The organism is Streptomyces sp. NPDC054887 (genome assembly GCF_053610585.1).
In genome coordinates this window covers 1-15,110 of record NZ_JBSGYQ010000107.1, presented here as the reverse complement: position 1 = coordinate 15,110, position 15,110 = coordinate 1, and the positions used below count along the sequence as shown (strand labels likewise).

Annotated in this window: 10 protein-coding genes and 1 pseudogene; 6 read left to right on the top strand and 5 right to left on the bottom strand. The window is 65.3% G+C overall.

Going from position 1 to position 15,110, the window contains the following annotated elements; translation table 11 throughout:
• Positions 1 to 606: 606 nt before the first annotated feature.
• Together ACWGH0_RS33390 and ACWGH0_RS33385 are read right to left on the bottom strand one after the other, a co-directional pair.
• Entirely contained in the window at positions 607 to 1,266 is a 660-nt protein-coding gene (locus ACWGH0_RS33390; RefSeq protein ID WP_453408023.1) for an LpxL/LpxP family acyltransferase, read from the bottom strand.
• A gap of 213 nt (positions 1,267 to 1,479) precedes the next feature.
• Complete coding sequence (locus ACWGH0_RS33385; RefSeq protein ID WP_453408022.1) at positions 1,480 to 1,830, bottom strand: glycosyltransferase; 351 nt, start codon at positions 1,828 to 1,830, stop codon at positions 1,480 to 1,482.
• Positions 1,831 to 2,331: 501 nt separating this feature from the next.
• Here ACWGH0_RS33385 and ACWGH0_RS33380 point away from each other — a divergent pair.
• On the top strand, positions 2,332 to 3,246 hold the full coding sequence (locus tag ACWGH0_RS33380) for an AurF N-oxygenase family protein (protein WP_453408021.1): 915 nt from the start codon (positions 2,332 to 2,334) through the stop codon (positions 3,244 to 3,246).
• 28 nt (positions 3,247 to 3,274) lie between these two features.
• The gene (locus ACWGH0_RS33375; RefSeq protein WP_453408020.1) at positions 3,275 to 4,798 is read left to right on the top strand and encodes an FAD-dependent oxidoreductase; all 1,524 of its coding nucleotides are present in this window, start codon (positions 3,275 to 3,277) and stop codon (positions 4,796 to 4,798) included.
• A 130-nt stretch (positions 4,799 to 4,928) separates the two neighbouring features.
• On the opposite strand, the gene ACWGH0_RS33370 is transcribed toward ACWGH0_RS33375, so the two are convergent.
• The gene (locus ACWGH0_RS33370; RefSeq protein WP_453408019.1) at positions 4,929 to 7,538 is read right to left on the bottom strand and encodes an alpha-N-acetylglucosaminidase; all 2,610 of its coding nucleotides are present in this window, start codon (positions 7,536 to 7,538) and stop codon (positions 4,929 to 4,931) included.
• Positions 7,539 to 8,251: 713 nt separating this feature from the next.
• Here ACWGH0_RS33370 and ACWGH0_RS33365 point away from each other — a divergent pair.
• Complete coding sequence (locus ACWGH0_RS33365) at positions 8,252 to 10,255, top strand: family 20 glycosylhydrolase (protein ID WP_453408018.1); 2,004 nt, start codon at positions 8,252 to 8,254, stop codon at positions 10,253 to 10,255.
• A 3-nt stretch (positions 10,256 to 10,258) separates the two neighbouring features.
• Here the strand turns inward: ACWGH0_RS33365 and ACWGH0_RS33360 are convergent, their stop codons facing one another.
• Positions 10,259 to 11,305, bottom strand: coding sequence for an IS630 family transposase (locus tag ACWGH0_RS33360; protein ID WP_453408017.1), 1,047 nt, complete (start codon positions 11,303 to 11,305; stop codon positions 10,259 to 10,261).
• Positions 11,306 to 11,472: 167 nt separating this feature from the next.
• On the opposite strand from ACWGH0_RS33360, the gene ACWGH0_RS33355 reads away from it, so the two are divergent.
• The gene (locus tag ACWGH0_RS33355) at positions 11,473 to 12,096 is read left to right on the top strand and encodes an IS3 family transposase (RefSeq protein WP_453408016.1); all 624 of its coding nucleotides are present in this window, start codon (positions 11,473 to 11,475) and stop codon (positions 12,094 to 12,096) included.
• Here the strand turns inward: ACWGH0_RS33355 and ACWGH0_RS33350 are convergent.
• A complete protein-coding gene (locus ACWGH0_RS33350) occupies positions 12,083 to 13,453 on the bottom strand; it encodes an IS30 family transposase (protein ID WP_453408015.1) in 1,371 nt (456 codons plus the stop codon). The genes ACWGH0_RS33355 and ACWGH0_RS33350 overlap by 14 nt on opposite strands.
• 45 nt (positions 13,454 to 13,498) lie before the next feature.
• Here ACWGH0_RS33350 and ACWGH0_RS33345 point away from each other — a divergent pair, with 45 nt between their 5' ends.
• Together ACWGH0_RS33345 and ACWGH0_RS33340 are read left to right on the top strand one after the other, a co-directional pair.
• A complete protein-coding gene (locus tag ACWGH0_RS33345; protein ID WP_453408014.1) occupies positions 13,499 to 13,795 on the top strand; it encodes a transposase in 297 nt (98 codons plus the stop codon).
• 234 nt (positions 13,796 to 14,029) lie between these two features.
• Positions 14,030 to 14,734 (top strand): annotated as a pseudogene (locus ACWGH0_RS33340) (transposase family protein).
• Positions 14,735 to 15,110: the final 376 nt, after the last annotated feature.

Genomic DNA, 15,110 nt, shown 5'->3' with positions numbered 1-15,110 from the left:
CCCCGCCGGGGCGTTTGGCGCGCCCCCCCCGCCGCAACTGTACGTTCCGGCGGGGGCTCCTCTCCGGCAACTCTACGGGCGACAGGAGCCCTTCCCGCTCTCCGGCAGGGGAGCCCGGGGCTCGGCGAGGGGGGCAGGAGAGCTGGGACGCGACCGGAGTCCTGCCGCCCTCGGCGGGTCGGCCGCTGCCGACCGGTGGCCGGCTCAGGACGAGGCGCACGCTGGCCACCGCGGTCGCCGTGAACGCCAGTAGCCCGCAATCGATGGCGGGCCCCTGCCGACAGGGCCGTCCAGCCGTCGAGTCCCATGAAGCGCTCGAAGAGCGGCGCGAGCGTGCTGGAGAGGACCGGTGCGAGGCACAGGGCGGTCAGGTGCAGCCGCGCTTTCCACGGGCCCAGCTCCGGCCGGCCGGCCCCGTGCGCCAGTGGCACAAGGCGACGACGACGTACCCCAGGACGTAAGAGAGGAGGTAGCCGACCAGGAAACGGCGCCCTTCGGCGCCCCAGGGACTGGTCTACCTGTACGCGCCCGACGCGGGCCGTCTCGGTAGTGATGACGCTGCTCCTCCCTCCGAAGGAACAGAGCCGGGCGGGCGGCGGTGGCCCTTCATTCGGATACCGATTCCGCTTCGGGCCACAAGGGCTTGAACAATGCCCAGCTTTCGGGGTGCTGGGTGATCGCCTTTTCGAAGACCGTTGCGGCCTCCTGTATGGCCTGAGTTGCTCTTTCGCGGATGCTGCCAGGCCCGTATGCATGCACCTGCGAGTGCAGCTCGCCTTTCATGACGGGCGAGTTGTCGTACCAGAGGGTCATGGGGATCAAGGGTACCGATGCCCGTAGGGCGAGGAGGGCGGGTCCGGCCAGCATCCGTGTCCGGTGGCCGAAGAACTGCACTTCGATACCACCATATGAAGGTGTCTGTGTATCCGGCATCGCCAGGACATACTCGTTCCGTGCGAGCCGTTCCCGCAGAACGGCGATCTGGCTGAGATCGCTGCCGTCGGAGAATTGGACTTGGCGGGCTCTTCTTGAGTAGTAGAAGCGCATTTTGGGGTGGCGGAGGTTGGTGGAGGAGATGAGGGATACGGGTCCGTAATTCTCGGCGATCCAGTAGGCGGCCAGGATGGGGCAGGCCATGTGTGCTGTCACGACCACCGCCCCTTGCGTGCTTGTGAGCCTTTCGGGATGGGCGATGGCGATTCTGCTGGCACCTATCAGGGACTCACTGGAGGAGGGCCGGAAGAACTCGGTAGCCCGAGCCCACACGCGTCCTGTGCTTAGCACCGGTCAGGTGGTCAAGGTCCCTGCCGCTCAACCCGGGGAACATGGAACGCAGGTTCTCGCGCAAGACTCTCACCCGCCGGGCACTGGCAACCCGCCGCTCTGCTCTTTCGTGCCGCGGACCACGATCCAAGATGCGATTCCTCAATACCGACTGCTCGTGTCTCCGACGGCACGACGCCTGGCGACCGGTAGGGACTATGCGGAGCGGGTTGCAATAGCCGTCCGCTCGACGACGGCCGCGGCGCCGTCCTCGGCGACGAGAAGTGACCGCAGGCGCTGTGCACTGCTTCGGTAGTGAGGGCTTTCGGCGATCGCGGCCATCGCGTGAGCGAGCCGGTCCGCCGTCAGGTCGGCGAGGGGGATGGCGTCGGGGGCGCAGTTCAAGGCTGTGTGTCGGCCGGCCCAGAAGGGCTGATCCAGCATGACGGGGATGGGCACGCTGGGAATGCCGGCGCGTAGGGTGGCGGCGGTGGTGCCCGCGCCCGCGTGGTGGACGGCCGCGGCGACACGGGGGAAGAGCCACTCGTGGGGCACCTCGCACCACATGGCGCACCTTCGCCCAACGCCGCGGCCTGACCGGACCCGTCACCGACACACTCACCTTCCCCACCACCACCACCACCGCCCGCCACATCCGCATGCAAGGCATCACCCGCGGCACCACATACGGCTACTCCCTCTACTCCTTCGAGGTGACAACCTGACGGAGGACGACATGCGGTGGTGACGACGTGTGCGGTAGCTGCGGCAAGCTCAGCGGTGTGCACCTACGGCGGCCAGGTCCCAGGACCGGGCCGTCGTTGCCGCTTGCCCGGATGTCCTGTCTCGATCAAGCTTTCCCGCGGACTTCTCGCCGCGCTCTGGCGACAACCTAAGCGTCGCCATCTATCCGTTGGTACGAACTTCCAGTTCATAGCTACTCGCGGGTAGGCCTTTCACTGAGCCTGCTATACGGTCCGTCAACAGACGCCGAGAGGCTCAGGCCTTCGCGCTGACACCGCTGCGCTTTCGTACTAACCGGAAAGCGCCCGACCAAGGAGGCCCATCATGCCCCGCAACACCGCCCCGCCGGAGAGCGAGGCGCCGACCGACGAATCCGTAGTCGCCCAGAGGCTCCTCGCATCGGCCGCGAAGCTCTCGTACGATCCGGAATCCGAAGTGGACTGGGACACACCTCTGGACAGGGCCTTCCACGGCGCCAGTCCCGAATGGAGCACCCTGTTCGGCACTGAGTACTGGGAGCAGTTGAGCGAGGCGCAGCGCAAGGAGCTGACACGCCAGGAAGCGGCCTCGGTGGCAAGCACCGGTATCTGGTTCGAAATGATCCTCCAGCAAATGATACTGCGGGACATCTACGCTCAGGACCCAACGGATGCCAGGTTCCAATGGGCGCTCAACGAAATCGCCGAGGAGTGCCGTCACTCGATCATGTTCGCCCGAGGGGTTGAAAAGCTCGGCGCTCCCGCGTACCGGCCTCCCCGGTATGTGGTCGAGCTCGGACGGGCGTTCAAGGCCCTGGCCTTCGGGGAGACGGCATACGCGGCCATCCTGGTCGCCGAAGAAGTCCTCGACGTGATGCAGCGCGACTGGATGCGCGATGAGCGGGTCGCCCCGTTCGTCAGGACAATCAACAACATCCACGTTGTCGAAGAGTCGCGGCACATGAAATTCGCACGCGACGAGTTGCGTAGGCGCCTTCAGCACGTGGGGTGGCTACGCCGGCAGATCAGCGCCGTCTCCATCGCGGCTGCGTCCTACTTCATTGTCACCAGCATGGTCAGCCCTGCAGTGTACACGAATGCCGGGCTCGACCCCCGGCGCGCCCTGACAGAGGCGCGGAAGAATCAGCGGCACAAGGCGATGATGCGCTCCGGTTGCGGCCGCCTCATGGACTTCCTGGCCTCGACAGGTCTCCTCACCAAAACGTCGCTGATCTTCTACAAGCGCGCCAACCTCATCTGACCGGCCTGCAGAGGGGACCGCTGACACCATGACCTACGCCATCACCCAGACCTGCTGCAACGATGCCAGCTGCGTAGCGGTCTGCCCAGTCAACTGCATCCACCCAACTCCCGAAGAGCAAGCCTTCGGCAGCACCGAGATGCTGCACATAGACCCACAGTCCTGCATCGACTGCGGTGCATGCGCCGACGCCTGCCCGGTGGACGCTATTTACCCGGTCGACGAGCTCTCCTTGCCGTTGCGGCAGTATGCCAGGAGCAACGCCGCATACTTCGAGGGTTCGAAGCCCGCGCCGGTTGCACAGGCTCCGAACCTCCATCCCTGGAGCGCGCCCTCGTTCCCGCGCGACGTACCGTCCGGTTCCGCCCCCTTGCGCGTGGCGATCGTCGGTACTGGGCCAGCGGGCATGTACGCGGCTCAGGACTTGCTGCTGCGCACGAACGCCAAAGTGACGCTGATCGACCGATTGCCAGCGCCAGGCGGTCTCGCGAGATACGGCGTGGCCCCAGATCACCCGGCGACCAAGAATGGGGTGAGCGAAACCTTCGCCCGGCTCCACGCCCACCCCCGTACGAGAATGCATCTAGGACTACACGTTGGCACCGACATCAGCGTTCAAGCGCTCGCGGAGCACCATCACGCCGTCATCTACGCGGTCGGCGCCTCCGACGACCGCCTACTCGGTATCAAGGGCGAAAACCTCGTGGGATGCGTCTCCGCCGCGACCTTCGTCGCCTGGTACAACGACCATCCAGAACTGGCGCCGGCCTCGATTGGGCCTCTCCCCGAGCGCGTGGTCGTCATCGGCAACGGGAACGTCGCCCTCGATGTCGCCCGGATCCTCGTCTCCGACCCCGACACGCTGACCGGCACCGGCATCGCCGCCCACTCCTTGGACTCGCTGCGCCGGTCGGCGGTACGTGAAGTGGTCGTCCTCGGTCGCAGCGATCCCGGGAACGCAGCGTACGCCCGCTCTGAGCTACTCGCCCTTGCCCACCTCCCCGGTGTGGAGCTCGTCGTCGACGACCATGACCCACGTATCGGCATAGCGATCGACAGGGCCGGTCCGGGCGACAAAGCCTGGATGCTACGCGGCGCCCGTCGTAAAGCCGTGGACTGGAACCGTGCGCCGGTGGCGGGGAGGCGCATCGTGTTTCGCTTCTACTCGGAACCGCGCGAGATCATGGGCCACTCGGTGGTCCGCGGGGTGCGGGTCGCGAGCGGTGGCAGGGAAGCAATCATCCCCGCGAACATGATTCTTCGGGCCGTCGGGTATCGAGGACAACCCGTCAACGGGCTGCCGTTCGACGGGAGCACGCACACCATCCCTCACGACGCAGGCCGCGTCGCCGGCCACGCGGGCACGTACGTAGCGGGGTGGATCAAACGCGGACCCTCGGGCGGAATCGGAGCCAACCGCGCCTGCGCAAGCGAAACAGTTCGTGCACTCCTCGCTGACGCGGTACGGGGCAGGCTGGCGGAGCCGAGACACACACCGAGGGCTTCTCACCGCTTCATAACGCGCCGCAAGCGGCAGGCCGCACGTTCCTGATGTCGCCCTCGGATCTCCCGTCCGGGAGGTCCGAGGGTCGCCCACCCAATACATCACTGCTCCACATCCGTTGGTCTTGACGGGTGTCACACCATTCGGATGCTCAAGCCCACACTGAGGCGCGTCACGCTCAGCTTCCGTGCGTCCACTTCTGGTTCGTCCCTGAGTGGCAGTCCCAGAGCAACAAGCGGGTGCCGTTGGCGGTGGAGCCGGCTTCAGCATCGAGACACCGGCCGGACTTGACGTTTTGCAACGTCCTGTCGTCGCGATGGATCCACTGCTGGGCCACGGTGCCGTTGCAGACATACAGCTGAACGACGGTTCCGTTGGCAGTGGCGCCGTTGCGGGCGTCCATGCACTTGCCGAGCGCCTTGGCTGAGCCGTCGGAGGACAACGACCAGCTCTGAGCCGCCGTGCCGTTGCAGGTGTACAGCTGCAGGGCCGTGCCGTCTATCGTGCTGCCGTTGGTGACGTCGACACACTTGCCCCCCACGCCGGTGAGAGTACGTCCGACGGGCGGCAACGCGGCGAGTACGGCGGCCGCCTGGTCATAAGAATCGCCAGCCGCCGTAGTGGCGTATACGTCTCGCTGCCGGTTCCAGTCGTCGTCGCTGGCGAACCAGTCAATCGACGCGGGTGCTGCTCCGGAGCTCAGGGCGACGTCAAGACTGTCGAGGTACTTCGCCCACCGCTTGGCGTAGAACCCGGAGACGAGGCCCGACCATTCACGGTTGGCGTAGTCGCGCAAGTAGCCGGCCTCACTGCCGGAGCGGTGACCCCAGGTGGTGAGAATCGAGCGGGCGTCAAACTCCAGTTTGGTCTTCGCCGCGTCCGTGGCGCCCCATGCCTTGGCATCCTCGAGCCAAGGCCCGAGCAGGAAGCGAGTGTCGGTGGACAGTAGCCGGTCCAGAAGCGCCATGTCATCCTTCCACTCCCTGGCGCGGCTTCGGAAGGCGATCAAATCCTTGCTGCCGTAGGCGGCCTTGATTTGCGGCAGCAGACTTCGGCTCCGGTTGGACAGTGCTTGGCGGGCGACGTCAACCAGGTCGAAGCGATAGGCGTCACTGTTCCGCAGAGCAGGCGCGACCTGCAGAAGTTCGGCAAGGGCTTGCTGGACCGTCGCGGCGTCGTAGCGCATGAATTCTGGGCTCCAGCGCGCAGCGGTGGTGGCGGCGAGATCCGGCCGTGCGGTGAAAAGGCTGTCCTGGGGCTCGCTCCACACACCTGCGGGTAGGCTGTACGGCCCGGCACGCAGCAGATCCCATGCCTTGGCAGCATGTGGATCGTACCCTCCATAGCGCTGAGTGGCGTAGTCGGCGAACCACTTCTCCTGGTCGACTGGTCCGGCAGTCCACGCCAGTTCGGTGAACAGCTCGAAGGCAGCTGGGTTCGTACCCGTACCCTCGGGTAGATAGGCGATGCCCTTCAACGCACTACCGGACTTGGTGCGGGCCTTCTCGAACCGGTCGAGCCAGACCCCTGTGTTGGCTCCCAGGGAGGTGTGGCCGCCGAAGTTGTTGATCGTGCCAAACGCGTACGGGGTCCCCTTCCATGACACTTCACGGTCGACGGTAGGGCCAGCGCTGTAACGGTCAGACAGGCCGTCCACAATGAACAGCTTGCTCTTGTCGACCGCGTCGAGAATGGCGGTCTGGGGGTTGTCCAGCCAGCCGATGAGCACCCAGGTCGCTCCAGGACGCGCGGCCTGAAGCTGGGTCATGACCGACTTGGCCGCGTCGCCTACAGGCACATCTCCCGACTGGCCGCCCTCGTGCAGCAGGTCCATCTTGAACATCGTGGCGCTACCGAACCGGGTCTTCTGGTGACGGTAGAACGCCTCGGCGACTTGGGAAAACATCGCGTTGCGCGGATCAAGCCAGTCGGGGCGGGCGAATCCAACCCAACTGCCCTGGGGCACGACCTTGGCGGAGGGGTTCTTAGTGGTGAAGTTCGGGGGGACGGTTCCGTAGTAGCCGGGCAGCACCGGCTTCATGCCCAGTTCGTTCAGCCGGTCGACAATCTTGCGGCCGAGCGCGGCACGCTTGTCGATCAGCTCCTTGCTCACGGGACCGGCGAACGCGTACATGTTCTGCATCAGCCACCAGGGCTGGTGTGCCGGGCCCGGTATCCACTCCTCCAGCTCGGCTGAGGAGTAGCCGAACTCCTGGAACGCGTCGTAGTAGGCAGCTTCCGCCCCCATTTGAACGAAGACCTCGTTCACGCCGTGGAGGGCGAGTAGGTCAATCTGCTTTTCGAAATCCGCCCAGTTCCGATAGGGGCCCGAGTACCCGTCGTCGGTGTCGTTGAGGGCGAACCGGTGTGGCACTGTCGCATCTTTGCGGACGGGGGCGGACGGCGCTGGCAGGGTGGCGGGCAGTTTCGACGTACTCGTCCCCGGCCACCCGATGTCCACCTTGGCCGTGTGCTTGAGATAGTGGTTGACGCCGCCAAGGATCACTGCCGGGGTGGTGCCCTCGATACGGATGGCGCCGGCGGTCCCGGACACGGTGAAGTAATCACCACTTGCTGGCGAGGTCACCTGTGACAGGGTGAACTGCCCGTGATGTGCAGGAAGCAGGCGAGTGAGGGCCGACTGCGCGGCGGGTGACGCCACTGTTACGGCATCTGCTGCGGACGGTGCGGTGGCAGGTGCAGCGACAGCGGACGGGACGAAGCTAGAACCGGTCACTACGAGAGCGGTGACCGCGCTGATGGCAGCCCAAAAGGGGTGATGTCTCATGGGGGGGCTCCTCGCGAGAAACGGCTTCTTTACGAGCCGTTCGTTAAGTTGAGACCTGGGAGAACTCCCCGTCAAGATGCAGATTGGTAAAGACCTGCGGGCGCGCGCCTCAAACCCATCGGAAGACGTTTCAAGGATCTCGCCCTCTCTCGACTCGGAGGCCGCACGCCCTGAGTACCTCACGCTAGTCAATAGCCAGGAGTCACCGAACCTGCGCCCACACGGAATCCCAGAATTAATTGGGCGATAGATAGGCGCAGGAGTCACCCCGGCTGCCCGCCGGGCGAATCATCTGGATATCGGACCGCGAAAAGCGGCCCTGGTCAACGTCAATGGCGATCGAGAAAGTCGCGCACTGGTTGAGAGACCGCGGTCTTGACCAACGACCCTCCAGACTGCCACCGTCTGTTCGGTTCTGCGCCATTGGCATGTAGCGCAGATCTGCGCGCGAACTCTCTATGGTTCTGCACTGCTGGCTCCGTGATTCCTGATCGTGCTTTCGATCTTCACCCCACCGGTCCCTGACAGCGCAGACCCATCAAAGCCACCTGTTGAAGGAGTCACTGATGCGTGTCCTTCCGTGGCGACGCCGCGGCCTCGCCACCCTCATTGCAACCACGCTCGCTGGTTCAATACTGTCCTCAGGCCTACAACAGCAAGGAGGGCCCCTACAGCTGGACGCACGTCCCACAGCGGTCTCTACGACGCTCATCGTGCCGCAGCCCAAGTCCGAAACCGGCGTGGAAGGATCAGGCTTCACGCTCACCCCCCAGACGCCAATCAACGTGATGTCTACGGACGCAGACTCGCGGGGTGTGGGCACATATCTAGCAGGGCTCTTGGCCCCCGCCACCGGCTACACCCTGGCGGTGACCAGCCCCGCACAGGCACAGAGCCAGGCCATCGTCCTGGAGCCTGACGGCCCTGCCGGGCTGGGCACAGAAGGGTACACGCTGTCCTCGAACAGTGGCGGCGTTGTACTTACTTCACACGGTGCCCAGGGGCTGTTCCGTGGCGTACAAACGCTTCGGCAGTTGCTGCCGGCCGCCGTGGAATCGCCTAGCCTCAAGCCCGGACCGTGGACCGTCGCCCCGGTCCAGGTCTCCGACGAGCCCCGGTACTCCTACCGCGGCGTCATGTTGGATGTCGCACGCCGCTTCTACTCTCCGGCCGAGATCAAGCGGTACATCGATCAGGCTGCCGCATACAAGATCAACACTCTTCACCTGCACCTGACCGACGATCAGGGCTGGCGCATCGCTATCGACGCGATACCCAACCTGACCAAGATCGGTGCAAGCACGCAGAGCGGCTTCACCGGCGGGACCTCCTGGTACTACACGGCGGACCAGTATCGCGATCTGGTGGCCTACGCGAAATCCCGCTTCATCACCGTCGTGCCCGAGATCGACGGCCCCGGCCACACCAAAGCGGCCATGGCCTCGGTACCCAACCTCAACTGTGACAACAAGACGGTGCCGCCCTACTCCGGCTTCGGAATCGGCATCAGCCTCTACTGCCTCAAAGACGCGCAGCACGTATCGGATGTCACTACCTTCCTCAACACCGTGATCACAGCCGTGGCAGCACTCACTCCAGGCCCCTACGTCCACCTCGGCGGAGACGAGACCCCACAGGCCACCTCCTCCGAGTACTCCGCCTACGTCTCGGCCGCCACTCAGGCGACAGCGCGCGCAGGCAAGACCGTGATGGGCTGGCACCAGCTCGGCCAGGCCGCCATCCCGGCCAACAGCCTGATGCAGTACTGGGGCACCGACAGCGACCGCGCTTCCATAGGCACTGCGAACGAGAGCGAGAGCATCCGCTTCGCCCGCAACGCGGTCTCCCAAGGCGCCCGCTTCGTCATGTCCCCCAGCAACCGGGCCTACCTCGACATGAAGTACGACTCGACGACCCCGTACGGGCTTAGCTGGGACGGCTACGTCTCCGTACGGAAGGCGTACGACTGGGATCCGACGACCGCTACTTCCAAGCCTGACGGAAGCGCCCCAGTTGTGCCCTCCGACAAGATCGCCGGCGTCGAGGCGGCCCTTTGGGCCGACCGCGCCTACTCCGGCAGCACCCAACTGCCGACCTCAACCGATCAGTTTCCCGCCCCGTCCGTCTACGCCGACTTCATGAGCTTCCCCCGCCTGCCCGCCATCGCCGAGATCGGTTGGTCGCCCCAGTCCACCCACGACTGGAACAGCTTCAGCCAACGGCTGGCGGCCCAAGGGCCGCGCTGGACGGCATCCGGTATCCGCTACTACGCCGACGCGAGCGTCCCCTGGCCCAGCGTCGCCAGCAGCCTGGATGGCGTGCGCACCCTCACTGTCAGTGGGAAGGCGTTGGACAATCCCGCCAGCTCCAAGACTGATGGCACCAAGCTCATCACCTGGGCCCCGCACGGCGGCAGCAACCAGAAATGGGATCTGAAGCAGCAGAGCGACAAGTCCTACACCTTGGTGAACAGGGCCTCCGGACTTTGTGCCGACGTCGATGCCGGCTCCGCTGCACCTGGTGCGGCCGTCATCCAGTGGACCTGTACAGGGAACTCCAACCAGCGCTGGAGGGTGACTCCCCTACCCGGCGGGGGACACATCATCGCTTCCGTCAAGAGCGGGCTGCTGCTGTCCACATCCTCCGCAGCTGACGGAGCTGCTGTAACGCAGCAACCGGATGCCAACTCCCCCCTCCAACGCTGGACCATCGAGTAACATCTACTGTCCTGAGTCAGAGATTCGTCGGCAGTATGTTGCGACTCTGTCGAGGATCTCGTCTGCGGTTTTGGTCCATACGAAGTGCCTTGGCTGGTCGTTCCAGTCGGCGAGCCAGGCCCGGATGTCACGCTCGAGTGCCTGGACGGAGCGGTGGACACCACGGCGGAGTTTCTTGTTGGTGAGTTCGGCGAACCACCTCTCGACGAGGTTGAGCCACGAGGATCCGGTCGGTGTGAAGTGCAGGTGGAACCGAGGGTGCGCCAACAGCCACTTCTTCACGGCCGGGACCTTGTGCGTGACGTCGTTGTCCAGGATCAGGTGGACATCAAGGTCGGCCGGCACTTCACGGTCGAGCTTGGTCAGGAACTTCTTGAACTCCACCGCACGATGCCTGCGATGAAGTGAGCCGATCACTTTGCCCGTAGCGGTGTCCAGGGCCGCGAAGAGTGTGGTGGGCATCATCGGCAGAACCGGCTGTGACCGGTCCAGCGCCTGGATCTGTGACTTCTCGTCCACACACAGCACCAACGCCCGCTCGGGCGGATCGAGATACAGCCCGACCACGTCGCGTACCTTGTCCACGAACAGCGGATCCTTGGACAGCTTGAAGGTCTCGGCGCGGTGCGGTTGCAGGGCGAAAGCCCGCCAGATCCGCGAGATCGCCGACTGCGACATGCCGGTGGCCGCGGCCATCGACCGGGTCGACCAGTGCGTGGCGTTCCTGGGTCTCTCCTCCAGGGTCTTGACGATCACACGCTCCACATCCGCGTCGGTGATCTTCCGTGGAACACCAGGGCGCGGATCGTCACACAGACCATCCAGACGGCGTTCCAGAAAGCGCCGGCGCCATGTGCGGACCGTGTCCGTCGTGACCTGTAACCGTCGGGCCACCTCCGCGATCGCATGACCCTCGGCGCACTCCAACACGATCCGCGAACGCAACACCAACGACTGAGCACTCGAACGACGACGCACCCACGACAGCAACATGTCCCGCTCGGCATCAGTCAGAACAACCGGCGGAATCTTCGGTCCAGAACGACTCATACCAGACCAACGACAAACCTCTGACTCAGGACAGTAGGCGAGGACTTACTTGGAGGCAGCGAGTGCTCGCAGGTTGTGAGGTTGATCATGAACGAGGTCGTCACCCACCCGTGGGGGTAGCCTTGACCGGTTGAATCTAAGACGACTTTCTTCGCAAAGGAGACCCGGTGACGGTGCACCCGTTCATCGAGGCGGAGAAGCGTGCAGGTCACAGCCTCAAACGAGCGTGTGAGCTGCTGAAGGTCTCCCGGACCGCCTTCTACGCCCGCCGCGCTGCCAAGCCTGGTCCCCGCGCGGTCCGTGACGCCGAGCTGGCGGAACAAGTCGCCGACGTCCACACAAGATCGCGGGGAACCTACGGCGCCCCGCGCGTCCATGCCGTGCTCAAGCGGGCAGGCGCCGGATCTGGCCGCCGACGTGTCGCGCGGCTGATGCGGGCTGCCGGCCTGCAGGGCCGACACCGCAGACGACGGCACCCGACGACGATCCCCGATCCACGAGCTGCCCTGCGGCCCGATCTCGTCGTCCGGGACTTCCAGCCCGACCCCGCCGGCCTGGATGCCCGCTGGTGCGGCGACATCACCTACATCGCCACGGAGGAGGGCTGGCTCTATCTGGCCACCGTCATCGACATCACCTCCCGTCGCGTGGTCGGCTGGGCCACCGCCGATCACCTGCGGACCGATCTGGTCGCCGATGCCCTCACCGCCGCCTGTCGGAAGCGCCGTCCCACTCGGCCGGTGATCTTTCACTCGGACCGCGGCTGTCAGGCCGGGTTCAACCAGTCGTAGCAACGCTGGGCTGCGCTGATTGTAGATGTTCGTGGAGGGTCTCCGCGGGTGTCTTCCAACCGAGGGTTTTGCGGGGGCGGGAGTTGAGGACCGCGGCGATGGCGGTCAGCTCGTCGGCGTCCCATCGGGACAAGTCGGTACCCTTGGTAAAATACCGACGTAGCAGCCCGTTGGTGTTCTCGTTCGTGGCGCGCTGCCAGGGCGAGTGCGGGTCCGCGAAGTAGACCGGCAGTCCAGTCTCGACCGTGAGCTGGGCGTGAGCGGAGAGTTCCTTCCCGCGGTCCCAGGTCAGTGATCGGCGAAGCTGGTCGGGCAAGGTGGCCATCGTGGTGGCCAGGGCGTCCTTCATGGCCACGGCGCCGTAGCCGGCCAGTGCAGGCCCGTTCTTGGTGCGCGGGATTGTGCCGTAGCCCTCGGCCCGTGGCAGGTGAACCAGCATCGTGTAACGAGTAGTGCGCTCCACGAGCGTGCCGACCGCCGACCGGTTCAGCCCGATGATCAGGTCACCTTCCCAGTGGCCGGGCACCGCACGGTCGGTAGCTTCCGCGGGCCGCTGGCTGATCAACACTTCCGCGGTGACGTGACCGCCCGGCTTGTTCCGGCTCCTCGCCCGTGGAACACGCAGCGCGCGGCCGGTGCGCAGGCAGGCCACGAGCTCACGCTTGAGGCCGCCGCGGCTCTCGACGTAAAGGGCCTGGTAGATCGCTTCGTGGCTGATCCGCATGGACTCGTCCTCAGGAAAATCGATCTTCAGTCGGGCGGAGATCTGCTCCGGGCTCCAGGCATTCGCCCACCGACGATCATTGCGATGCGGCTTGTTGCGTCCCTTCCACTCGGGCACCTGCGGACCGGGAAGCGCCCTCCCGTCCGGGGCTCGGATCACGCCCAGCAAGCGGTCCTGGACATACTCCCGCAGTCGCTCGTTCGCGGCCAGTTTGGCCTCCTTGGGGCGCCCTGCCACCAGGTCTGCCTTCCACTGCGCGACCGACGCCCGGTACTCGAGTCTGCCGCCGCGGGTGGCTGCGTTGCGCCGCAGCTCCCGGGAGATCGTCGACGGTGACCGGCCCAGCCGTCCGGCGATGTCCCGTATCCCGGCGCCCTGCACGCGCAGCAGAGCGATCTCCTCCCGTTCCGCGAACGAGAGATAGCGGCCCGAGACGGTCAGGTTGATCTGCGGCATCCCGCCAGCGTGCCGGAACCACCGCGTTCCCACCGCTGGCGCGGCTCCGACAGCGACCGCCGCATCCTCACTGGTCAGCCCCTTGGCGATCTCGCCCCAGAACAGCCGCTCGATCTCGCGTCGCGTCGAGGGCCGCCCCGGCGACTTCATCGGTGACCGACCCGTCAACTCCGCCATCCAACCCGCTGGTCGTCCCACAACACACCTCTCTGATCAGGAGTGTTGCTACGACTGGTTGAACCCGGCCAGTACACCAGCCAGCAATTCGCTGCACTGGCACGCCAGTTGGGGGTGCGCCTGTCGGTCGGCCGCACCGGACAGTGCTGGGACAACGCACTCGCCGAGTCGTTCTTCGCCACCATCAAGAGGGAGCTGCTCGACGCCATCTCCTGGCCCAGCCGGGCCGCCGCCCGCACCGCGATCTTCGATTTCATCGAGGGCTGGTACAACTTGCACCGTCTGCACAGCAGCCTCGGCTATCGCAGTCCCGCCGAATACGAGACCGCACTCGCAGCCTGACCACCACACCAATGGTGTCCGTCAAAGCGGAACAAGCTCAAACTTGTTGCCGACCTGATCCAGTTTCTGTCGAGTGATCCCTGGCTGGTCAGGAGGCGCGGTCCACTGAACATCTCCGTTCGGGTCATGAGGTGGCGGAGGGGGAAACGGGCGAAGCCCCAAGGCTGTTGAGCAAGGTCTCTAAGCTCAACTCTTCAGACTTGGGGCTCCGTTTATTCCCTATCGTGCGTCACGATGCTGATCGTCACCCGGAAGGGCGACCGCAGGTGCAAGCTGCCACCTTCCGGGCGCGCCCTGGCCGCGCTGGCGTACTTGAAGAAGAACGACACACCCTCGCCCAGATCGCGGCAAGGTTCGGGATCAGCGCGATCACTGCCCACAGCTACGCCTACGCAGTGATCGCGCTCCTGATCGGCCAGGCACCGGGTTTGACCGCGGCCCTGAGAGCCGCCAATGCCCGCTACGTCCTGCTCGACGGGACCTTCGCCGAGTGCGACCGGGACGGCGACAGCCGGGCCGACTGCTCGGGAAAACACCGACGCCACGGAGAACCTTGCAGTTCACCACTGCCCCGGACGGAAAGCTGGTGTGGCTCTCGCCCGCCTTGCCGGGTCGCCTTCACGACCTGACCGCTGTACGCCGGCACCGGATCATCGCCACATGCATCCGGCTCGGCATCCCCGTTCTGGCCGACAAGTCCTATCAGGGAGCCGGTGACATCGCGGCTGTTCCTTACCGCCGAAAGCCGGGGAAGGAGTTCACCACCGAACAGAAGTCCGTCACCGAGCCCACTCCCAGTTCCGGTCGCCCGTCGAGAGAGCCATCGCCCGCATCAAGACCTGGCGCATCCTCCGCAAAGCGCCCGCCAGCCCCAACAAACGCACGTCAATCGCCGGAGCCATCCTCACCTGCAGAATCACCGCTGAGAAGGCTCACTGAACCGCAGCTGCACTGTCCACAACGACACGTGCACCGGGAAGGGATTGCCGGGGTTCCGCCGGCAGATGTCCAGGCGGTGAGCCGGGGGACGGTCTGGGGGGATGGACTGGCCGCCTGTACCGCGTGGGACCACGGCGACCAAGCAGGTCGCCGTCGTCACGGCAGCAATCAGAACGGACCTGATTCTGCGCAAGGAGCCTCCAGAGCTGAGGGAAACAGACAAGGGGAGGGGCAGCGATGGGCACCATGCGGAGGCGAGACGGGAGCACTAGAACCGCCGATGTCGGCGACGCTTGAATTGTGAGCCGCATCCGACGGGTGAAAAGTGACCCCCACTGCGTCAGTTGATGTTGTTCATTCCCCCGTGTTGGCGGCG